Genomic DNA, 19,363 nt, shown 5'->3' with positions numbered 1-19,363 from the left:
CCCGGCCGAAAACGACCCCGGTCAGGCCGCCCTCCGCGCCTGGTACTCGGTGATGTCGACCATCGGCGGACGCTCCTCGGTGTCCACGGAGTAGGTGCGCGGCTCGAAGCCGTCCCCGCCCCGTTCGAACTGCGTCAGGGACGGCCGGATGAGATGCCCGCGGGCCAGCCGCAGCTGGGCCGTGCGGTAGATCGCGGCGGCCATCCGGCCCAGCGCCTGCCCGTCCTGGTGCCGGTGCTTGCGCACGCCGATGTCCACCTGGGCGAGGGCGTCCAGGCCCACCAGGTGCAGGGCGTCGACCAGCATGCCCAGCTCGACGCCGTACCCGACGGGGAACGGCAGCTGCTCCAGCAGCGAGCGGCGGGCCGCGTACTCGCCGCCGAGCGGCTGCACGAAGCCGGCCAGCTGCGGCCAGTGCATGTTGAGCAGCGGGCGGGCCATCAGCTCCGTGACCCGGCCGCCCTGCCCGGCCGCGCCGCCGAGCGGACGGTCGTACATGCCCTTGACCAGGTCGATGTCCGGGTCGGTGAGCAGCGGGCCCACGATCCCGGAGACGAAGTCGGACGAGAAGTCCCTCAGGTCCGCGTCGATGAAGCAGACGATGTCCCCGCTGGTGACGAGGAGGGATCGCCACAGCACCTCGCCCTTGCCGGGCACGGCGGGGATCCGCGGCAGGATCTCGTCGCGGTGCACCACCGTCGCGCCCGCGGCGGCGGCCACCTCCGACGTACGGTCGGTCGACCCCGAGTCGACGACGACCAGCTCGTCGACGAGCGGCACCTGCCGCATCAGGTCATGGCGGATGACGGCGGCGATGTCGCCGACCGTCTCCTCCTCGTTGAGCGCGGGCAGCACGACGCTGACCGTCCGGCCCGTGCGCTGCTTGGCTGCGAGGATCTGGTGGAGCGGACGTTCGGTCGCGGACCAGGAACGGGTGCTCAGCCAGCGCTCGACTTCTTCCAGCACCGTGGCGGCTCCTCTGCGTGCTCTCGGCGGGACGGACTGTGAGCCATCTCGCGGTTCGGACGACTATCTCAACTGTCCTGGTCGTCGGTTACAGTCTTGAACAACGCGGATGACCATCACATGTCCGGGGTCAACCGTCGTTAACAACCGAATACAGCTCATCCAGAGGGGCAGAGGGATACGGCCCGATGAAGCCCCGGCAACCCTCCAGCCGATACTCGTAGGTCACTGTCGACCGCTCCGCGAGGCTCCCGGCTCGGGAAGGTGCCAAATCCGTCTCACGGCGAGATGCGTCGTGAGGAAGATGAGGAAGGGCCTCGCCTCACATGGCTGTGCAGACTGTTGCAAGCACCACCGACTCCACCGTAGACCTCGGTCCCGCCGCGGCGCTGAGCTGCCGCGAGTGCGGTCACCGCGTACCCCTCGGCCCGGTCTTCGCGTGCGAGGAGTGTTTCGGTCCGCTGGAGATCGCCTACGACTTCTCGGCCTACGACACCGAGGAGCTCCGCAAGCGGATCGAGTCGGGCCCCGCGAACATCTGGCGCTACGCCCCGCTGCTGCCGGTCCCGGCCGACGTGGCGGACAAGCCGAACATCAACCCGGGCTGGACCAAGCTCGTCAAGGCCGACAACCTCGCCCGCGAGCTGGGTGTCGACGCCGGCAAGCTCTTCATCAAGGACGACTCCGGCAACCCGACGCACTCCTTCAAGGACCGCGTCGTCGCCCAGGCCCTGGAGGCCGCCCGCGCCTTCGGCTTCACCACGCTCTCCTGCTCCTCCACCGGCAACCTCGCCGGCGCCGTGGGTGCCGCCGCGGCCCGCGCCGGCTTCCGGTCCTGCGTGTTCATCCCGCACGACCTGGAGCAGGGCAAGGTCGTCATGGCCGCGGTCTACGGCGGCGAGCTCGTCGGTATCGACGGCAACTACGACGACGTGAACCGCTTCTGCTCCGAGCTGATCGGCGACCCGGTGGGCGAGGGCTGGGGCTTCGTCAACGTCAACCTGCGGCCGTACTACGCGGAGGGCTCCAAGACCCTCGCGTACGAGATCTGCGAGCAGCTCGGCTGGCAGCTGCCGGACCAGATCGTCGTGCCGATCGCCTCCGGCTCGCAGCTCACGAAGATCGACAAGGGCCTTCAGGAGCTGATCAAGCTCGGGCTGGTCGAGGACAGGCCGTACAAGATCTTCGGTGCCCAGGCCGAGGGCTGCTCGCCGGTGTCGACGGCGTACAAGGCCGGGCACGACGTCGTCCGCCCGCAGAAGCCGGACACGATCGCCAAGTCGCTGGCGATCGGCAACCCGGCGGACGGCCCCTACGTGCTCGACATCGCGCGCCGCACGGGCGGTGCGGTGGAGGACGTGAACGACGAGCAGGTCGTCGACGCGATCAAGATCCTCGCCCGGACCGAGGGCATCTTCGCGGAGACCGCTGGTGGTGTGACCGTGGGCGTGGCGAAGAAGCTGATCGAGAACGGGGTGCTCGACCCGTCGTTGACGACCGTGGTGCTGAACACGGGCGATGGTCTGAAGACGCTGGATGCGGTGGCGGGGACCGGGCTCACTGCGACCATTCGTCCCAACCTTGATTCGTTCCGTGAGGCTGGGCTCGTCTGATCGTTGTCGGCTGCGGGCCGGTGGGGGTTGCTCGCGCAGTTCCCCGCGCCCCTGGGTATCTCGTCCAACCGGAGGTTATGAAGTCATGAGCGTCACCGTTCGCATCCCCACCATCCTGCGCACCTACACGGGCGGCCAGGCCGAGGTCGCCGCCGAGGGGGCGACCCTCGGTGAGGTCATCGCCGATCTGGAGAAGAACCACACCGGGATCGCCGCCCGAGTGCTGGACGACCAGGGCAAGCTGCGCCGGTTCGTCAACGTGTACGTCAACGACGACGACGTGCGGTTCGAGCAGGGCCTGGAGACGGCGACGCCGGACGGTGCCGGCGTGTCGATCATCCCGGCCGTGGCCGGTGGCTGAAACCGGTCGACCGACTTGATTATTACCTTCGGTAACGGCGGTAACTGAGAGTTCATCGAATTGCCCCCTCCGTGAGAGAAGCGGACGGGGCAATTCTGTGTGATTGAGCGCGGTAGAGTTGGGGAACGCGCTGCCGATCTCCTGATCGGGGCCCTGAATTCCTGCCGCACGCCCGACAAGATGTAGCCAAAGTGTGTGTGTCTTTCGTGGCTTTTGTTCTTTTTGTGTGGCCCGATTTGCCCTGAAGTCGGGCGAACTCTCCCTACATTCCGGACCCTGCGCGTCCAGAATTCTCGTCCGATTGACCTGTTGCAGACGGCAGTTGGACAGATACATTCGGCCGCGGTCGACGCGTTCCGGCGCACGCCCCCAACCGTGGGGGGTGAGGTCTGACCCGGGTCCGCGAAGTGTGGATCTGTGCAAGGGCCAGTAATAGGGGAGTTAGGCATGGCTCAGGGCACCGTCAAGTGGTTCAACGCGGAGAAGGGGTACGGCTTCATCGCGGTCGACGGTGGTGCGGATGTTTTCGTCCACTACAGTGCGATCCAGATGGACGGCTACCGCACCCTGGAAGAGGGCCAGCGGGTCGAGTTCGAGATCTCGCAGGGCCAGAAGGGACCGCAGGCCGACATGGTTCGCGTCTCTGCCTGAACGCGCACCACGACCAAGCGCAAGCGACCGGTCTTCTCTGAAGGGCCCGCACCCCCCGGGGTGCGGGCCCTTCGGCCTGTTCGGGGGTCGGCGGCCGGGCGACGGCCGCGCCGGGCGACCGCTCGGTCCGCGTCGGGCAACGGCGACGCCCCCGTCCCCGGCGGCTCGTCGGTCGTGGGACGCACCACCGTCACCGGGTGGAAGTGCGGCACTCGCAGCCCGGGCAGCAGGTCGGCGGCGGTCCGGGCACCGGTCGCGACCAGCATCGCCCGGTAGTCGAGGCCCGCCGCGCCTGAAGGCGCTTTGGGGTCCGCCCCCCCGTGTCGGGGGGCGCGGGTTCGCGCTCCGGGCCCGCTAGCGACGTCGGCCTCGCGGGCTCGCTCCGGACCTGCTCACGGCGTCGCCCGAACCGCCGTCGCGGGCCGTGGGACCAGGCCTTTCTCTGCTCGCGTGACGCGCCGTGGTGCCGCCTGCGGCCTATGGGGCAAGCCGGGTGAGCCCTGTTCGCCCGGGGCTGAGCGCCCCGCCCGAACCTCGGGAGCCGCTTGCACTCGCCATGTCCGAGTGCTAATCATTGCGTTAGCACTCTGAAGGTGAGAGTGACAACGAAGGACCGGGTCGGTGAGGCCCGCAGGCCGGGTGGGAAGGAACCACGAGGCAGGCGAGCCGTCCGTCGCGGGCGCGGGCGCGGTCCGAAGGAATCACCCCCAGTCCTGGAGGGACCACTTCACATGGCCAAGATCATCGCGTTCGACGAGGAGGCGCGGCGCGGCCTCGAGCGCGGCATGAACCAGCTCGCGGACGCCGTCAAGGTGACCCTCGGCCCCAAGGGCCGCAACGTCGTCCTCGAGAAGAAGTGGGGCGCCCCCACGATCACCAACGACGGTGTCTCCATCGCCAAGGAGATCGAGCTCGAGGACCCGTACGAGAAGATCGGCGCCGAGCTGGTCAAGGAAGTCGCCAAGAAGACGGACGACGTCGCCGGTGACGGTACGACCACCGCGACCGTTCTCGCCCAGGCCCTGGTCAAGGAAGGCCTGCGCAACGTAGCCGCCGGTGCCAACCCGATGGCCCTCAAGCGCGGTATCGAGAAGGCCGTCGAGGCCGTCTCCGCCGCCCTGCTGGAGCAGGCGAAGGACGTCGAGACCAAGGAGCAGATCGCCTCCACGGCCTCCATCTCCGCCGCCGACACCCAGATCGGCGAGCTCATCGCCGAGGCCATGGACAAGGTCGGCAAGGAAGGCGTCATCACCGTCGAGGAGTCCCAGACCTTCGGTCTGGAGCTGGAGCTCACCGAGGGTATGCGCTTCGACAAGGGCTACATCTCGGCGTACTTCGCGACCGACATGGAGCGTATGGAGGCCGTCCTCGACGACCCGTACATCCTGATCGCGAACTCCAAGATCTCCAACGTCAAGGACCTGCTCCCGCTCCTGGAGAAGGTCATGCAGTCGGGCAAGCCGCTGCTGATCATCGCCGAGGACGTCGAGGGCGAGGCCCTGTCGACCCTGGTCGTCAACAAGATCCGTGGCACCTTCAAGTCCGTCGCCGTCAAGGCCCCGGGCTTCGGTGACCGTCGCAAGGCGATGCTCCAGGACATCGGCATTCTCACCGGCGGCGAGGTGATCTCCGAGGAGGTCGGCCTCAAGCTGGAGAACGCCACGATCGACCTCCTGGGCAAGGCCCGCAAGGTCGTCATCACCAAGGACGAGACCACCATCGTCGACGGTGCCGGCTCCGCCGAGCAGGTCCAGGGCCGGGTCAACCAGATCCGCGCCGAGATCGAGAACAGCGACTCGGACTACGACCGCGAGAAGCTCCAGGAGCGCCTGGCGAAGCTGGCCGGCGGCGTGGCCGTCATCAAGGCCGGTGCCGCCACCGAGGTGGAGCTCAAGGAGCGCAAGCACCGCATCGAGGACGCCGTCCGCAACGCCAAGGCGGCCGTCGAGGAGGGCATCGTCGCCGGTGGTGGCGTGGCCCTGCTGCAGGCCTCCCAGGTCTTCGAGAAGCTGGAGCTGGAGGGTGACGAGGCGACCGGCGCCAACGCCGTGAAGCTCGCCCTGGAGGCCCCGCTGAAGCAGATCGCCGTCAACGGCGGTCTCGAGGGCGGCGTCGTCGTGGAGAAGGTTCGCAACCTCCAGGTCGGCCACGGCCTGAACGCCGCGACCGGTGAGTACGTCGACATGATCGCCGAGGGCATCATCGACCCGGCGAAGGTGACCCGTTCCGCTCTGCAGAACGCCGCCTCCATCGCCGCGCTGTTCCTCACCACCGAGGCCGTCATCGCCGACAAGCCGGAGAAGAACGCCGCGCCCGCCGGCGGCGGCATGCCGGGCGGTGACATGGACTTCTGATCGACCCGGTCGATCAACGTCCTTGCCGAGGGCGGCACTTCCTGTTCCGACAGGGGGTGCCGCCCTCGGGCGTGTCCGGCATCACAGTGTGGGCGGGATGGTCCGGGCGGGGTCGGACGGTTGAAGCGTACGTCCTATGCGTATGCACATACTGTCCGGTATCCGAAGAGGAGTCCCCACGTGACCGTCGCCGCCTCCGCCGCCTCCCGTGCCGCCGAAATCCTGTCCCGGCCCGTAACGCTGGGCGGCCTGACCGTCCCGAACCGGATCGCGATGGCGCCGATGACCCGCATGTTCTCCCCGGGCGGCGTCCCCGGCGAGGACGTCGTGTCGTACTACTCCCGCCGCGCCGCCGCCGGGGTCGGCCTGATCGTCACCGAGGGCACCTACGTCGGCCACGAGTCGGCCGGGCAGAGCGACCGCGTGCCGCGGTTCCACGGCGACGAGCAGCTCGCGGGCTGGGCGAAGGTCGCCGAGGCGGTGCACGCCGCGGGCGGCACGATCGTGCCGCAGCTGTGGCACATCGGCATGGTCCGCAACCAGGGCGAGCCGCCGGTCGCGGGCGCCCCGGCCGTCGGCCCCTCCGGCCTGCGCATCGGCGCCGACGAGCCCACCGGCAAGGCCATGACCCAGGCAGACATCGACGCCGTCATCGGCGCGTTCGCCGAGGCCGCGGCCGCCGCCGAGCGCATCGGCTTCGACGGCGTGGAGATCCACGGCGCCCACGGCTACCTGCTCGACCAGTTCCTCTGGGAGGGCACCAACCGCCGCACCGACGCCTACGGCGGCGACCCGGTCGCCCGCGCCCGGTTCTCGGCGGAGATCGTCGCGGCCGTCCGCGAGACCGTCTCCGCGGACTTCCCCGTCATCTTCCGCTACTCGCAGTGGAAGCAGGACGCCTACGACGCCCGTCTCGCCGAGACGCCCGAGGAGCTGGAGGCCATCCTGACCCCGCTCGCCGCGGCCGGTGCCGACGCCTTCCACGCCTCCACCCGCCGTTACTGGGTGCCCGAGTTCGACGACTCCGACCTCAACCTGGCCGGCTGGACCAAGAAGCTCACCGGCAAGCCCGCCATCACCGTCGGCTCGGTCGGCCTGAACGGCGACTTCATCAAGGCCTTCCAGGGCCAGGGCGCCGAGGTCGGCGACCTCGACAACCTCCTGGACCGCTTCGAGCGCGACGAGTTCGAGATGGTCGCCGTCGGCCGCGCCCTGCTCCAGGACCCCCAGTGGGCGCAGAAGGTCCTCTCCGGCCGCTTCGACGAGCTGGCGCCGTACGACCCGGCGGCGCTGAAGAAGCTCAGCTGACCCCGCGGGGTCCGCACACGGGGATGCCCTGGATTCGCTTGCGTCAGTCAAGGACACTGGTCGAGCGCTTGTTCACCGGTACCTCGTGAGGAGACCGCAGAGATGACGACGACCGAGTCCCACCCCCCGGCCGGTGCCTCAGCCGGGCAGCCCGCACCGGTGGTGCGCACCACCGCCGGTGCGGTACGAGGCCGCAGGGAGGAGGGTCTCGCCGTCTTCCGCGGCATCCCCTTCGCCGCGCCTCCCGTGGGCGAGGCCCGGTTCATGGCGCCGCGCCCCGTCCACGCCTGGGACGGCATACGGGACGCGTACGCCTTCGGTCCGCCACCCCCGCAGGACCTCGGCAACTTCGGCGGGCCGGGCCTGCTCGACGTACCCGAGGGCGACGAGTGGCTCACGGTCAACGTCTGGACCCCCGAACCGGACCCGGGCGCCCGCCGCCCGGTGATGGTGTGGATCTACGGCGGCGCCTACAAGCTCGGCCACTCCGGCCAACCCGGCTACGACGCCCGGCGCATCGCGGCCGACGGCGACCTCGTGGTCGTGTCCCTCAACTACCGCGTCGGGATGGAGGGCTTCGCCCACATCGAGGGGGCGCCCGACAACCGCGGCCTGCTCGACCAGGTGGCCGCCCTCGAATGGGTCCGGGGCAACATCGAGGCGTTCGGCGGCGACCCCGGCCAGGTCACGGTCTTCGGCGAGTCGGCGGGCGCGGGGTCGATCGCCTCGCTGCTGGCCATGCCGAGGGCGGCGGGCCTGTTCGGGCGGGCGATCGCGCAGAGCGTGCCGGGGACGTTCTTCTCGGACGCCCTGGCCCGGGACATCGGTGCCGCTCTCGCCGCCGAGGTGGGGCTGCGCCCCACGGTCGCCGACCTGGCGGCCATCGCCCCGCGCGAACTGACCTCGGCGGGTGAGTCGTTGAGCGGCAAGATGCCCCAGTACATCGACCGCTGGGGCCAGGCGGCGCCGACGGCCACGCCCTTCTCCCCGGTCGTCGACGGGGAAGTCCTGCCGGTCGCTCCCTGGCAGGCGCTGGCGGCCGGTGCGGCGAAGGACGTCGACCTGCTCGTCGGCCACAACCGTGACGAGTACCGCCTCTTCGTCGCCATGGCAGGACAACTGGGCCGGATCACCGAGGAGAGGGCGACAGCGGCCCTGCGCCTCTTCGCCCCCGGCCCGGACGGCGCACAGGCCTACCGCACGGCCTTCCCCGACGCCTCCCCGGGCGAGCTCTGCGAACGGGTCCAGACGGACTGGCTGTTCAACATGCCCTCCCTGCACCTGGCCGAGGCGCAGCACGCGGGCGGCGGCCGTGCGCACGTCTACGAACTGACCTGGCCGGCCCCGGGCAACGGCGGCGCGCTGGGCGCCTGCCACGGCCTGGACATCCCCCTGCTCTTCGGCACGTACGGGGCGGACCTGGGGCTTTTGCTGTTCGCGGGCGCCGAGCCGTCCGCCGAGGCCGAGGCGCTGTCGTCCCGTTTCCGGTCGTCCTGGACGGCGTTCGCGAGGTCGGGCGACCCCGGGTGGCCGGCGTACGACGACGGGCGGCGGCTGGTGCAGGTGCTGGACGCGGAGCCCGAGGTGAGGGCGTACCCGGAGGAGGCCTCGCGCAGGCTGTGGGAGGGCTACGGCTTCCAGGCCCTGCCCCTGCTGTGAGCTAAAGGTTGCCCATCGGCTCGATGTCGACCCTGACCGGCGTACCCCACACGCGCAGGACCTCGTAGTCGGTGAACTCGTGCACGAGCCGGTACGCCATGGCCGCCCGGGGAGCCTTGCGCTGGGCGGCGATGTACAGCTCGGCCTCGCGGCGGTCCCGGCGCGGGGTGCCGCACAGCTGCCACGTCTGGCCGGTCCACAGCTCCGGCAGCCAGCGCTGCTGGGGCTGAGGGCGGTCTCCGCTCACGCCGTAGCGGGACTGGACCGGCTCGGTGGGCGGGGTGTGTGGGGCGGGGCCGTTGAACTCCGCGCGGCGGGCGGCCCGGCGCCGGGTCTCGCACAGCAGGCACAGGTCGGGGGCGGCCTCGTCGACCGGGCCGGTGGGGTGCTCGGGGCAGCGCGTGCTGGGCGCCGCCGTGGTGACGCTCTCCTCCAGCAGGTCCAGGGCGCGTTTCAGGTCGGCCCTGACCTCGTGCAGTTTGCCGTCCGGGGTGTCGGAGGTGAGGGCCTCCCCGTGCTCACCGAGGAGACGGAGGGCACGGCCTAGGGCGGTGAGCTGGGCGTGGTTCATGGGTCCATTGTCGTCAGTCGGCGTAGTCCTTGAGTTCTTCCGTGTCCAGAGTGAAGCCGACAGGGGCAGGGAGCTCCACCGGGGTGCCCCACGGGTGGGCAGCGGCCTGCTGGTATCGGCCGTCCTTGGGCTCGCTGTAGACGACGACCGTGTTGTTGTCGCGGTCGATGAGCAGGTAGACGGGGATGTCGACTGCCGCGTATCCGACGGGCTTGTCGATGCGGTCCCGCTGGTTGGTGTCACGGTCGTGGGAGGTGATCTCGACGACCATGAGGACGCCGTTGGCAGCGGACCACTCACCGTGCCCTTTGAAGTGCCCCCGTCGTACGAGGGCCCCGTCGGCCCGGGCACGGCCCTTGCGGTAGGCCTCGGTCCGGACGCCTCGCTCGTGATGGAGGCGCAGGTCCGGCCGATGCTGCAGGCACTGCTCGAGCAGCCACATGTGGATCTCGCTGTGGTTGCCGTCCGGCATTGCCTTGACCTCTAGTTTTCCGTTGATGTACTCAAGCCGCACGGTCTCCGGGGCACGGCGTTCCAGTTCTTCGAAGTCCTCGACGCTGAGCGCGTCCTTCGTCCGGACGCGACCGTCGATGTACTCGAGTCGCACGCCCTTCGGGGCCACCTCGGCCAGATCCTCGAAGTCCTCAATGGGCATCAGCGGGCGGTCAGCGGTGCCAGGGGTCATGGTGCCTCCTCCCTTCCATCGTGCCCTGGGGGAGTGACGTCGCACCGTAGGAGCTGTCATGTGGATGCCTTCTCTTGGCGTCGTTGGGACATTGCGGCGCGGATCTCGGCCGCACGGTCGTGGATCGTGGGGGCGGACAGAGGTGCAGGGGGTTGCGCGGGCGCGCGTTCGCCCCGGCAAGCGCTGCAACGGCCCCCTGGCAGGGTTTCCGGACGTCCCGGGACGCCGCAGTTCGCGCACTCCAGGACTCGCAATGGCGGACGCGGGGCAGGCGGGGGCGGGAGTTTGCTGGTCAGGCGGTTGCGGACCAGGGCGGCGGCGTGGTGGACGGGCGTCGGCAGGCCGGCCGTGAGTGCGCGCAGTACGTCCGCCTCCGAGGCGCCCCGCTCGAACCACTGCGTCACCAGCGGGGCGAGGGTGGCGCAGTCGGCCTGGGAGAGGGACAGGACGGGCGCCGTGCGGCCGAGGGCGGCCAGGAGGATGTGGGCGCGGGAACGGGTGGGACGCTGCTGCTTCGGTACGTCGCCGCGTGTGAAGACCGCCCACCAGTCATCGTCCCGGGCGGTGCGGGACCACCACGATCGGGTGATCCAGCGGGAGCTGCCGTCGTTCGCCGTCACGCACTCCCTGCCCCGGCGCAGGTGGCCCGCCTCCTGGATGCGGTTGAGGGCGGTGCCGAGGGCGCACTGGCCGTACGGCAGGTGCTTGGCCAGCGTCTTTACGGAGATGTCTGCGCCGTCGGGTAGCCGATCGAGGTAGGCGGCGATGGCGGCTTCGCGGGGTGGGAGCAGGGCGAAGTCGTGGTTCGAGCGCGGGAGTTGGTCAGGGGCGGAGCGCTTGCCGTAGCCCAGGTTCGCCATCGGATGCACGGATGGGTGCGCGGACGGGGAGGCCGCACTAAAGTTGGGTTCAGCCATGGGATCGGTCGCTTCGATCTCGTTGGTAAGCCCCCGCAGGTGTTGGTAGCACCTGGCGGGGGCTGTTGCTTGTGCACGAACGTTAGAGGTCTGTCACTGTCCGTGGCAAGCTGAACGCGTCAAGTCAACACGCTGGGTGGGAGGGCGGGTTGAGGCCCTCTACCCGTTCCTTGAAAAGAGAGCTCGAAGCCCGGCTCCCGAAGCTCAGGCGGTGCCGCCCTTGAGGTTCGCGACGAACGCCGCCCACGCCGTAGTCCGGAACACGAGCTTCGGGCCGGCGGGGTTCTTGGAGTCGCGGACGGGAGCGACGGTGGGGAAGTCGTGAGTGATTTCCAGGCAGTTGTCGCCGCTCCCGCCGCTGTAGCTGGACTTGTGCCAGGTAGCCGCGCGCAGGTCGGAGTCAGAGATGTTCCTCATGTGCGTAATCCTGGGCCATTGCTTCGAGCAGGGCTAGAGACTTCTCCGGCGAGAGCGCGGAGGCCGCGAGGAACTCGTAGTAGAACCTGTACTCCGCGACGGTGGCGCGGTCGTCATCCAGTCGCCCGATGCCGACGCCTTCCAGGTAGACCAGCGGAGGCGCGTCGTCGAAGTCCATCAGCTTTATGCATCCCTGCATCGCCGGATGCCCTCCCGCATCGAACGGCAGTACTTGCACGATGGCCCGGCTACGGCGGGCCATGTCGGTGATGTGTCGCAGGGCCTCTGCCATGACCTCGGCACCGCCTGTCGCTCGACGCAACGCGGCCTCGTCAATCACCGCCCACAACAACGGCTTTGTTGGATCGTCGAGGAAGCGGGTCCGCTCCATGCGAGCCGTCACCCGCTTCTCGATCTCCTGATCCGGTGCCGTTGGCTGATACGCGCGGCACACTGCCCGTGCGTAGGCGGGGGTCTGGAGCAGTCCGGGGACCAGCATCGACGCGTACTCCCTGATGGCCGTAGCCCGGGCCTCCGCCTCCGCCGCCTCCGCAAAATGCTCCGGGTACTTCGACTTCGCCGCAGCCCCGCAGTTCCTCTGAAAGAAATCCCCCGTCCCCAGCACCTCGTCCAGCAACCGCGCGTACTCCCGCTGCATCCTGCGCGTACCCGCCTCCAACTGCCCGATGAACGACCCGCTCACGAACAGCCGCTGTCCCAGTTCCTCCTGGCTGAGGCCGGCCTTCTCGCGGGCGTGGCGGAGTTCGGCGCCCAGGAGGGCCCGCGGGGAGGAGGACGGGTCGAGGTCCCTTGAGCCGGGCATGGGCAACTCCCTGTCGTACACATCGGGTTGTTGGGCCGCCGTGTATCGCCAGGCTAGGGGCGCGTCGGCCACGCTGTGTGGTGAATCACAAACTCAGCGTGGAGGTAGGGAAAGGTGCGTTCGACCGAAGAGATCGTGGAGTCGCTGCGGGACGCCCTCGCGGGGGTCGGTGTCGTGCTGCCGTCACTGGGCGTCGACCCGGTCACCGGTGCGAGCGCCGAGCCGTTCGCCCTGGTCGATCTGGGGCGCTGCAACGTGCGGACGGCCGAGCATCTGACCGATGTACTCCGCTCGCTGCCGGTGGGGGAGGCGCTGCGGGCGCGGGTACGGCAGCTGAACCGGGAGGGGCGGTGCATGTCGTGAGCTTGGTGGCACGGTGGTTCTAGGGTGGACAGCGTGACGGATGACGGGATGCTCGGTGATAGCCAGCGGGCGCACTGGGAGCGGACCTACGGGGAGCACCCCGGGATGTACGGGGAGCGGCCGTCCGACGCCGCCGTCCATGCCGCCGGGGTGTTCCTGGACGCCGGGGCCACCGATGTGCTGGAGCTGGGCGCCGGACACGGGCGTGACGCACTGTTCTTCGCCCAGGAGGGCTTCTCCGTCCACGCCACCGACTTCAGCCCGGTGGCGATCGAGCAACTGCGGGCCGCCGCCCGGGAGCAGGGCCTCGCCCGGCGCGTGACGGGCGCGGTGCAGGACGTCCGGGATGCGCTGCGCCTGCCGGACGCCTCCTTCGACGCCGTGTTCGCGCACATGCTGCTGTGCATGGCGCTGTCCACGGAGGAGATCCACCGGCTGGTGGGTGAGGTGCGGCGGGTGCTGCGGCCCGGCGGCGTGTTCGTCTACACCGTGCGCCACAACGGCGACGCCCACTTCGGTGCCGGGACCGGGCACGGCGACGACATCTGGGAGCACGGGGGATTCGCCGTGCACTTCTTCTCCCGGGAACTCGTCGACTCCCTCGCCGATGGCTGGATCCTGGACGACGTGCACGCTTTCGAGGAGGGTGAGTTGCCGCGGCGGCTGTGGCGGGTCACGCAGCACGTTCCGGTGGTCTGACGAGTCAGCCGGTCGCCGCCGCCAGCGCCGCCCGCAGGTGCCCGTCGGATTCCTCCAGCAGGCGCGCCGCCGTCGGGCCGTCCACGTCGGCCAGGATGGTCAGGATCGCGTTCTTCACCTCGCCGTCGGTGGCGGCCAGGGCCCGTTCGATCTCCTCGTCGCCCGCGCCGGTGGCGAGGGCGACGATGCGGTGGGAGCGGGCGCGCAGTTTGTCGTTGGAGGCGCGGACGTCGACCATCAGGTTTCCGTAGGTCTTGCCCAGGCGGATCATCGTGATCGTCGAGAGCATGTTGAGGACGAGCTTCTGTGCCGTGCCGGCCTTCAGCCGGGTGGAGCCGGTGAGCAGTTCGGGGCCCACGACGATCTCGATGCCGTGCTCGGCGGCGGCCGCCAGCGGGCTGCCGGGGTTGCAGGCCAGGCCGATGGTGAGGGAGCCGCGGGTGCGGGCGTACTCGACGGCGCCGATGGCGTACGGGGTGCGGCCGGAGGCCGAGATGCCGACCACCGTGTCGTCCGGGGTCAGGCCGAGGGGCTCCAGGTCGGCACGGGCCAGTTCCCGGGAGTCCTCCGCGCCCTCGACCGAGGTGACCATGGCCTGCGGGCCGCCCGCGATCAGCCCGACGACCCGGGAGGGGTCGGTGTTGAAGGTGGGCGGGCACTCGGAGGCGTCCAGTACGCCCAGCCGGCCCGCCGTGCCGGCACCCGCGTAGACCAGGCGGCCGCCCCGGGCCATCCGCTCGGCCAGGGCGTCGATCGCGGCGGCGATCTGAGGCAGCCGGGCCGCGACCGCCCCGGCCACGGTGGCGTCCTCGTCGTTCATGAGCCGCGCGATGTCGAGGGTGGGCAGCCGGTCGATGCCGGCGAGCTCCGGCCGGAACGCCTCGGTGGTCAGGGACTCCAACTCGGCTCTGAGATCACGGGGGTCGGAGGTGGAGGTCATGGGACGGCTCTTTCCGTGTCTTTCCGGTGCTGGGCGGGGCGGCTGCCTCAGGAGCGATGCCGGTGGGCCAGCGCCTCGTACGACGCCGAGAGCGCCGGCGCCGCCGTCTCGTACGTCCGCTGCGCCACCCCCACGAAGAGGCAGTCCACCACAAGAAGCTGCCCGGTCCGGGACGACATCGCCGCGGGGCGCAGCTCGCTCTCCCGGGCCGTGGACGTGGTGAGGACGTGGTCGGCGTACTGCGAGACCGGGCCGTCCGGGCGGCCGGTGATCGCCACCGTCGTCGCCCCGCGCTCGAAGGCGACCCGCAGGGGCTCGATGACATCCCCCGTCGACCCGGAGTGCGTGATGGCGATCGCGACGTCGCCCGCGCGCAGTTGCACGGCGTTGGTGACGGCCAGGTGCGGGTCGCTGTGGGCGTGCGCCACCAGCCCTATGCGCAGGAGCTTCTGCGTGAGGTCCTGGGCGACCAGCCCGGACGCCCCGACGCCGTAGACGTCCGTGCGGCGGGCGGTGGCCAGCGCGGTGACGGCCGCGCCCAGCTGGGCGGTGTCGAGGCCGGCGGCGGTGTCGGCGAGGGTCTGCTGCTCGTCGTAGGCGAGCTTGGCGACCACGTCGGCGATCGGGTCGTCGACCGCGATGTCCGTGGTGATGGCGGGGGCGCGGCCGGACTGCTGCTGGGCGGCGAGGCCGGCGAGGGCCAGGCGCAGGTCCCGGTAACCCGGATAGCCCAGCAGCCGGGCGGTGCGTACGACGGTGGCCTCGCTGGTGCCGGTGAGTTCGGCGAGGCCGGTGACCGTGAGGGCCGCGCAGCCGGCCGGGTCGCCCGCGACGGCCTCGGCGACGCGTTGCATGGAGCGCGTCATCGAGGGGCCCAGCGTGCGGACCTTGGCCGCGAGGGCGGCGGGGGCGGGCGGGGTGCCGAAACTTTCCTTCACTCTTGAGGTCACCTCTGAAAGATATTTTCGGCTCGGCGTTGTGGTCAAGAGTGCGCACAATGGGGGCATGGACCCCATCAGCCCCCTGGAGCAGTCGCTGCACGCCGCGCGGGCCCTCGTGCTGGCCGACCTCGTCGCGGGACGCGTCGCCGAGGCGGACGTCGTGTCCCTGGTCGAGGAGTCCGTCACGCAGCGGCGATGGTGGGTCGAGCAGTGGCCGGAGGGCGCGCAGTACGTGGCCGGTCTGGTCGCTCAGGACGTGCAGGACGCCCTGCTGGAGCGCTACGGCCGCTGGCCGCTGTGCCCGGTGTGCGGCACCGGCGACCCGCACGCGCTGGCTGTTGAACCGGAGTTGGGGCCCGACCCGCACTGGGTGTGCAGCGAGGCGGGCGTGAAGGTCGCGGCGGTCGGGTCGCTGGGCGAGGCCCTCGGCGGAGCGGCGCCCTCGTGACCGTCTACATCGACCCGCCGACCTGGCCCGGCCACGGCCGCATGTGGTCGCACCTGATCAGCGACGTCTCGTACGAGGAACTGCACGCCTTCGCCGAACGCCTGGGCGTGCCCCGGCGCGCCTTCGAACGCGACCACTACGACGTCCCCGCCCAGCGGTACGCGGACGTCGTGGCCGCCGGGGCGGTGGAGGTCAGCAGCCGCGAGGTGGTGCGGCTGCTGCACGGGGCGGGGTTGCGGCGGCCGAAGGGCCGGGCTCAGTCGCCGGGGTCGCGCAGTTCGTAGCCGACCTGCTCGGCGTCCTCGGCGACGGCCTTGAATCCGGCCCGGGCGAGGACCTTGTGCGAGGGCGTGTTGTCCCGCTCGACGTTCGCGACGACGGTCCGTACCTCGTCCCGGGACAGTGCCCAGGCCGACAGCGCGCGCAGCGCCTCGGTTGCGTAACCGTGGCCACGGGCCGCTTCGACCAGGTCGTAGCCGACCTCCACCCGCCCCGACTCGTCCGGGACGCTGTGGAAGCCCATGGCGCCGAGCGCGCGGCCGTCCTCGCGCCTGACCAGGACGTACATGCCCCATTCCGGCCGGTGGACGCCGTCCTCGTACTGCTTGAACACCAGCCCGGCACCGACCCGGGTGCCCTCGATCGGGCCGCCTTCGAGCCACTCGAAGCCGCCGTCGCCGACCGTGGACAGGTCGGTGGCCGCCGCCGGGGTGACGCCCTGAAGGGTGAGCCGGTCGGTCGGGAGCACCAGGTTGTTGGACCAGCGCCACTCGGTGACCGGCGCGCGGCCGGGCAGGTCACCCCGGCCGGTGGCCCACAGCAGGGTCCGCCACGGGGTGGGGCCCGGCTGCACGTGCGGGAAGATCCGGGTGAGGACGAACGCGCACAGCTCGGGGGCCGGTTCGTACGCCACGCCCAGGCCCTCGGCCAGGTCGTGGGTGTGCAGCAGCACCTCGGCCACGCCCATCGCGGCGAACCCCTCACGGTTCGCGCTGCGGAACGGATACGGATGGAAGGCCCGCACCTCGCGCGGCGTCGTACGGATCGCGGCGGCGAACAGGGCGCCCATGGTGCGGATCACCCGCAGCGCACCCGCGTTGTCCGTCCCCTCCTCCAGCGAGATCTCGAACGGCGTGTACGCCTCGGGCTCACGCCCTGCCAGCTGCCCCGCGTACCCGATCAGATCCTCGGCGATGTGCACCGCCGTCTCCCGGCAGCTCCACTCCAGCCGCCCGGCCCGCACCGCCTCCCAGTCCCGGTCGGTGACCGCCCCCAGCAGGCCCACGCACTCGGCGACGGCCTGTTCCACCTGTTCCGCACCCGTTGTCCACATGCCGGGCAGGTTACGAGGGGTCGTCCGCGGGAAGCGACAGCATTTCCAGCTCGGCGGTGAGGTTGTAGCGGGCCGTCGCCTCCCACTCCGACGCTCCGTACGGCGTCCTGAACAGCCTCGGCAGGTCGAGGAGTTGGCGCAGGATCGCCGCGCGGCCCGTGCGGAAGGCGTCGTTCGGGACGAAGTGGTACTCCTCGCGGACGGCGGCGGTGTAGGCGGCGTACGCCGACGGGGGTGAGGCGAGGATCGCCAGGTCGGCGTCGCACAGGACCTGGCCGTCGGGGTCGTCGTCGGCGGGGTCGTGGCCGACGGTGAGGCGGACCAGGCGGGCCACCTCGGCGGTCTTGGCGGCCGGCACACCGGCCTCGGGCAGGGCGCGCTCCGCGAGACGGGCGGACCGCTCCTCGTTCTCGGAGCGGTCGGGGAGATAGACGGCGTCGTGGAACCAGGCGGCCAGCCGGACCACGTCCGGGTCGTGCGCGTACGTCTCCAGTACGTCGATGTGGTCGAGGACCGCCGTGAGGTGCCGGACCGTGTGGTAGCGGCGCTGCGGCTCCTGCCAGCGGCCGAGCAGGTCGTCGGCGTACGGGACCGGGTCCGGGCCGCCGGCCGGGCCCCGGGTCGCTTCCAGGGTGCGGACGAAGCGGGCGCGGAGGGCGTCGAGATCGGCCATGGGGGCATTCTCCCGCTGAACGGGGTGTGGCACCTAGCGTGGGCCCATGACGACTCCTGCTGATGTACACGACGTACGGGATCCCGAGCAGCCCGGGCGGCTCCTCGCGATCGAGCGTGACGCGCTGATCCCGCTGTTGCGGGGCAGGGCCGAGGAGGACTTCGCGCTGCCGGTGAGGGCGTGTCCGGGCTGGTCGGTGCGGTCGGTGCTGGCGCACTGTTCGGCCGCGCTCCTGCGGGCGGTGGAGAACCGGTTCGAGGAGGGCGTGTTCTCGCCCGAGTCGAACGACCGGGACATCGCCGAGCGGGACGGCTGGAGCAACGCGCGGGTGGTCGACGAGCTGGAGCGCGGGATGACCGAGGCCGGGCCGGTGATCGCCGGGGCGGAGGGGAAGCTGGACGGTCTCGCGCTGGGGGAGTGGGTGCACGCCGGGGACGTGCGCGAGGCGTTCGGCGAACCCGGGGCGTACGGCGGGGCCGGGCTGCCGGACGCGCTCGCGCTGCTCGCCCGGATCACCCGCGAGCGGGGGCACGTGCCGCTGCACGCCGACCTCGACGACCTGGACGAACCGCTGCGGCTCGGGGAGAGCGGCGGGGAGCGGCCCCCAGGGCGTTTCATCGGGGACGGCCCGACGCTGGTGCGGCTGTACACGGGGCGGCCGGTGGACGGGGCGCCCGCGTTCGAGCTGGCCGGGGTGGAGGCGAAGGAGCTGAACCTCTTCGGGTGAGCCGCGTCCCGGGGGCTTGAGGGGCGGCGGGGTGCTTGGGAATCGGCGGGAGCGGGCAGCGTAGTCTTGATTGGACTAGACCTGTTGTCGAACGCCGACGCCATGCCGACGAAGGGGCCCCATGAGCAAGCGTGCAGTCCTGGAGGTGATCGCCCTCGGCGTCGAGGACGCGGTCGCCGCCCAGGCGGGAGGCGCGGACCGCCTTGAGCTGGTCACCGACATGGCGGCCGACGGGCTCACCCCGTCGGCCGCCACCGTCGCCGGGATCCGCCGGGCGGTCGACCTCTCGCTGCGGGTGATGCTGCGGCTCGCCGACGGCTTTGCGGCCGGGGACCTCGACCGGCTGGTGCGGGTGGCGGGCGAGGTGCGGGAGGCTGGGGCGGATGAGTTCGTGCTGGGGTTCCTCGACGCGGGGGGTGGGGTGGATCTGGCGGCTGTGGAGCGGGTCGTCGGCGTGCTGGACGGCTGCCCCTGGACCTTCCACCGGGCGATCGACCGGGCCGCCGACCGGGACGCCCTGCGCAAGCAGTTGGACGGGATGCCGGGGTTGGACGCGTACCTGACGGCCGGGTCGGCGGGCGGGGTCGATGACGGACTGGCTGTGCTGCTTGCCGAGGCGGGGCGTTCCGGGGAGCCGGGGTATGAGCAGCAGTTGCTGGTGGGGGGTGGGTTGCGGCTGGAGCACGTGCCGGTGTTGCGGGGCGCGGGAGTGGACGCGTTTCACATCGGTGGGGCGGTGCGGCCGGGGGGCTGGGGGGAGCCGGTGTCGGTGGAGGCCGTGGCGGGGTGGCGGGCTGCGGTGGACGGCGGTTGACGAGAACTCGGCGTCCGGGGTGGGGGCGGGTGGGTGCGCAGCTCGGTGCGACGAGGTGCCGCTCTCTTTGGGACGGGTGCCGCCCCAGCGGCACGACTGC

The 19,363-nt window shown here is 71.0% G+C and carries 22 protein-coding genes, 1 pseudogene and 1 riboswitch; of the genes and pseudogenes, 12 read left to right on the top strand and 11 right to left on the bottom strand.

The annotated features are described in order from the left end of the window. Positions 1–21: 21 nt before the first annotated feature. Positions 22–966: a glucosyl-3-phosphoglycerate synthase gene (locus HDA41_RS18005; RefSeq protein ID WP_184985180.1), complete on the bottom strand. Its 945-nt coding sequence runs from the start codon at positions 964–966 to the stop codon at positions 22–24. A 155-nt stretch (positions 967–1,121) separates the two neighbouring features. After that, positions 1,122–1,277: riboswitch (SAM riboswitch) on the top strand. Between the two features lie 15 nt (positions 1,278–1,292). Here HDA41_RS18005 and thrC point away from each other — a divergent pair. From thrC to HDA41_RS17990, 3 genes are all read left to right on the top strand, one after another. After that, positions 1,293–2,579, top strand: coding sequence for a threonine synthase (gene thrC / locus HDA41_RS18000; RefSeq protein ID WP_184985178.1), 1,287 nt, complete (start codon positions 1,293–1,295; stop codon positions 2,577–2,579). An 85-nt stretch (positions 2,580–2,664) separates the two neighbouring features. After that, positions 2,665–2,940, top strand: coding sequence for a ubiquitin-like small modifier protein 1 (locus HDA41_RS17995; RefSeq protein ID WP_010035955.1), 276 nt, complete (start codon positions 2,665–2,667; stop codon positions 2,938–2,940). A 447-nt stretch (positions 2,941–3,387) separates the two neighbouring features. Further along, positions 3,388–3,591, top strand: a complete 204-nt coding sequence (locus HDA41_RS17990) for a cold-shock protein (protein WP_010035953.1) — start codon at positions 3,388–3,390, stop codon at positions 3,589–3,591. A gap of 59 nt (positions 3,592–3,650) precedes the next feature. Here the strand turns inward: HDA41_RS17990 and HDA41_RS41300 are convergent. After that, positions 3,651–3,863 (bottom strand): annotated as a pseudogene (locus tag HDA41_RS41300) (oxidoreductase); the annotation flags it as partial. Positions 3,864–4,322: 459 nt separating this feature from the next. Between HDA41_RS41300 and groL the strand changes: the two are divergent. From groL to HDA41_RS17975, 3 genes are all read left to right on the top strand, one after another. Then, positions 4,323–5,945 carry a chaperonin GroEL gene (gene groL, locus HDA41_RS17985; protein WP_184985176.1) on the top strand — a complete coding sequence of 541 codons (1,623 nt, stop codon included), beginning with the start codon at positions 4,323–4,325 and terminating at the stop codon, positions 5,943–5,945. A 180-nt stretch (positions 5,946–6,125) separates the two neighbouring features. Beyond that, a complete protein-coding gene (locus HDA41_RS17980) occupies positions 6,126–7,253 on the top strand; it encodes an NADH:flavin oxidoreductase (protein ID WP_184985174.1) in 1,128 nt (375 codons plus the stop codon). A 102-nt stretch (positions 7,254–7,355) separates the two neighbouring features. Next, the gene (locus HDA41_RS17975) at positions 7,356–8,912 is read left to right on the top strand and encodes a carboxylesterase/lipase family protein (protein WP_184985172.1); all 1,557 of its coding nucleotides are present in this window, start codon (positions 7,356–7,358) and stop codon (positions 8,910–8,912) included. A gap of 1 nt (position 8,913) precedes the next feature. Here HDA41_RS17975 and HDA41_RS17970 read toward each other — a convergent pair whose 3' ends face one another. From HDA41_RS17970 to HDA41_RS17950, 5 genes are all read right to left on the bottom strand, one after another. Further along, positions 8,914–9,483 carry a hypothetical protein gene (locus HDA41_RS17970; RefSeq protein ID WP_184985170.1) on the bottom strand — a complete coding sequence of 190 codons (570 nt, stop codon included), beginning with the start codon at positions 9,481–9,483 and terminating at the stop codon, positions 8,914–8,916. Between the two features lie 13 nt (positions 9,484–9,496). Continuing rightward, complete coding sequence (locus HDA41_RS17965; RefSeq protein ID WP_184985168.1) at positions 9,497–10,168, bottom strand: Uma2 family endonuclease; 672 nt, start codon at positions 10,166–10,168, stop codon at positions 9,497–9,499. Positions 10,169–10,224: 56 nt separating this feature from the next. Next, positions 10,225–11,028 carry a hypothetical protein gene (locus HDA41_RS17960; protein ID WP_184985166.1) on the bottom strand — a complete coding sequence of 268 codons (804 nt, stop codon included), beginning with the start codon at positions 11,026–11,028 and terminating at the stop codon, positions 10,225–10,227. A 261-nt stretch (positions 11,029–11,289) separates the two neighbouring features. After that, entirely contained in the window at positions 11,290–11,502 is a 213-nt protein-coding gene (locus tag HDA41_RS17955; RefSeq protein ID WP_184985164.1) for a DUF397 domain-containing protein, read from the bottom strand. Further along, entirely contained in the window at positions 11,486–12,325 is an 840-nt protein-coding gene (locus HDA41_RS17950) for a helix-turn-helix domain-containing protein (protein ID WP_184993509.1), read from the bottom strand. Before HDA41_RS17950 ends, HDA41_RS17955 begins: the two co-directional genes overlap by 17 nt. Before the next feature lie 114 nt (positions 12,326–12,439). Between HDA41_RS17950 and HDA41_RS17945 the strand changes: the two genes are divergently transcribed. Further along, a complete protein-coding gene (locus HDA41_RS17945) occupies positions 12,440–12,688 on the top strand; it encodes a hypothetical protein (RefSeq protein WP_184985162.1) in 249 nt (82 codons plus the stop codon). A 33-nt stretch (positions 12,689–12,721) separates the two neighbouring features. Next, positions 12,722–13,387: a class I SAM-dependent methyltransferase gene (locus tag HDA41_RS17940; protein ID WP_311772148.1), complete on the top strand. Its 666-nt coding sequence runs from the start codon at positions 12,722–12,724 to the stop codon at positions 13,385–13,387. Between the two features lie 4 nt (positions 13,388–13,391). Here HDA41_RS17940 and murQ read toward each other — a convergent pair whose 3' ends face one another. Together murQ and HDA41_RS17930 are read right to left on the bottom strand one after the other, a co-directional pair. Further along, positions 13,392–14,327 (bottom strand): N-acetylmuramic acid 6-phosphate etherase, encoded by a 936-nt coding sequence (gene murQ, locus HDA41_RS17935; protein WP_184985159.1) that lies wholly within the window; start codon positions 14,325–14,327, stop codon positions 13,392–13,394. Between the two features lie 47 nt (positions 14,328–14,374). Continuing rightward, positions 14,375–15,277 carry a MurR/RpiR family transcriptional regulator gene (locus tag HDA41_RS17930; protein WP_184985157.1) on the bottom strand — a complete coding sequence of 301 codons (903 nt, stop codon included), beginning with the start codon at positions 15,275–15,277 and terminating at the stop codon, positions 14,375–14,377. A 55-nt stretch (positions 15,278–15,332) separates the two neighbouring features. Between HDA41_RS17930 and HDA41_RS17925 the strand changes: the two genes are divergently transcribed. Further along, positions 15,333–15,716, top strand: coding sequence for a DUF8819 family protein (locus HDA41_RS17925; protein ID WP_184985155.1), 384 nt, complete (start codon positions 15,333–15,335; stop codon positions 15,714–15,716). Then, the gene (locus tag HDA41_RS17920) at positions 15,713–16,000 is read left to right on the top strand and encodes a DUF4031 domain-containing protein (RefSeq protein WP_184985153.1); all 288 of its coding nucleotides are present in this window, start codon (positions 15,713–15,715) and stop codon (positions 15,998–16,000) included. Before HDA41_RS17925 ends, HDA41_RS17920 begins: the two co-directional genes overlap by 4 nt. On the opposite strand, the gene HDA41_RS17915 is transcribed toward HDA41_RS17920, so the two are convergent. Together HDA41_RS17915 and HDA41_RS17910 are read right to left on the bottom strand one after the other, a co-directional pair. Next, a complete protein-coding gene (locus HDA41_RS17915) occupies positions 15,973–17,049 on the bottom strand; it encodes a GNAT family N-acetyltransferase (protein ID WP_221511550.1) in 1,077 nt (358 codons plus the stop codon). The two genes, HDA41_RS17920 and HDA41_RS17915, sit on opposite strands and share 28 nt — an antisense overlap. A gap of 10 nt (positions 17,050–17,059) precedes the next feature. Further along, positions 17,060–17,722: an HD domain-containing protein gene (locus tag HDA41_RS17910; RefSeq protein WP_184985151.1), complete on the bottom strand. Its 663-nt coding sequence runs from the start codon at positions 17,720–17,722 to the stop codon at positions 17,060–17,062. Between the two features lie 46 nt (positions 17,723–17,768). Between HDA41_RS17910 and HDA41_RS17905 the strand changes: the two genes are divergently transcribed. Together HDA41_RS17905 and HDA41_RS17900 are read left to right on the top strand one after the other, a co-directional pair. Then, on the top strand, positions 17,769–18,449 hold the full coding sequence (locus HDA41_RS17905) for a maleylpyruvate isomerase family mycothiol-dependent enzyme (protein WP_184985149.1): 681 nt from the start codon (positions 17,769–17,771) through the stop codon (positions 18,447–18,449). A 121-nt stretch (positions 18,450–18,570) separates the two neighbouring features. Then, positions 18,571–19,263 (top strand): copper homeostasis protein CutC, encoded by a 693-nt coding sequence (locus HDA41_RS17900; protein WP_184985147.1) that lies wholly within the window; start codon positions 18,571–18,573, stop codon positions 19,261–19,263. Positions 19,264–19,363 lie beyond the last annotated feature (100 nt).

Source organism: Streptomyces caelestis (assembly GCF_014205255.1).
GTDB classification, from domain to species: domain Bacteria; phylum Actinomycetota; class Actinomycetes; order Streptomycetales; family Streptomycetaceae; genus Streptomyces; species Streptomyces caelestis.
Note: the sequence above shows the minus strand (reverse complement) of the source record. Positions and strands in the feature narration are given on the sequence as shown.

Excerpts from the sequence above, each read along its gene's own strand:
- HDA41_RS17995 (WP_010035955.1), top strand. The coding sequence starts at position 2,665 with ATGAGCGTCACCGTTCGCATCCCCACCATCCTGCGCACCTACACGGGC.
- HDA41_RS17915 (WP_221511550.1), bottom strand. The coding sequence starts at position 17,049 with ATGTGGACAACGGGTGCGGAACAGGTGGAACAGGCCGTCGCCGAGTGC.
- HDA41_RS17965 (WP_184985168.1), bottom strand. The coding sequence starts at position 10,168 with ATGACCCCTGGCACCGCTGACCGCCCGCTGATGCCCATTGAGGACTTC.
- HDA41_RS17950 (WP_184993509.1), bottom strand. The coding sequence starts at position 12,325 with ATGCCCGGCTCAAGGGACCTCGACCCGTCCTCCTCCCCGCGGGCCCTC.
- HDA41_RS17960 (WP_184985166.1), bottom strand. The coding sequence starts at position 11,028 with ATGGCGAACCTGGGCTACGGCAAGCGCTCCGCCCCTGACCAACTCCCG.
- HDA41_RS17970 (WP_184985170.1), bottom strand. The coding sequence starts at position 9,483 with ATGAACCACGCCCAGCTCACCGCCCTAGGCCGTGCCCTCCGTCTCCTC.
- HDA41_RS17925 (WP_184985155.1), top strand. The coding sequence starts at position 15,333 with ATGGACCCCATCAGCCCCCTGGAGCAGTCGCTGCACGCCGCGCGGGCC.
- HDA41_RS17975 (WP_184985172.1), top strand. The coding sequence starts at position 7,356 with ATGACGACGACCGAGTCCCACCCCCCGGCCGGTGCCTCAGCCGGGCAG.
- HDA41_RS17905 (WP_184985149.1), top strand. The coding sequence starts at position 17,769 with ATGACGACTCCTGCTGATGTACACGACGTACGGGATCCCGAGCAGCCC.
- groL (WP_184985176.1), top strand. The coding sequence starts at position 4,323 with ATGGCCAAGATCATCGCGTTCGACGAGGAGGCGCGGCGCGGCCTCGAG.
- HDA41_RS17990 (WP_010035953.1), top strand. The coding sequence starts at position 3,388 with ATGGCTCAGGGCACCGTCAAGTGGTTCAACGCGGAGAAGGGGTACGGC.
- HDA41_RS17955 (WP_184985164.1), bottom strand. The coding sequence starts at position 11,502 with ATGAGGAACATCTCTGACTCCGACCTGCGCGCGGCTACCTGGCACAAG.
- murQ (WP_184985159.1), bottom strand. The coding sequence starts at position 14,327 with ATGACCTCCACCTCCGACCCCCGTGATCTCAGAGCCGAGTTGGAGTCC.
- HDA41_RS17900 (WP_184985147.1), top strand. The coding sequence starts at position 18,571 with ATGAGCAAGCGTGCAGTCCTGGAGGTGATCGCCCTCGGCGTCGAGGAC.
- thrC (WP_184985178.1), top strand. The coding sequence starts at position 1,293 with ATGGCTGTGCAGACTGTTGCAAGCACCACCGACTCCACCGTAGACCTC.
- HDA41_RS17910 (WP_184985151.1), bottom strand. The coding sequence starts at position 17,722 with ATGGCCGATCTCGACGCCCTCCGCGCCCGCTTCGTCCGCACCCTGGAA.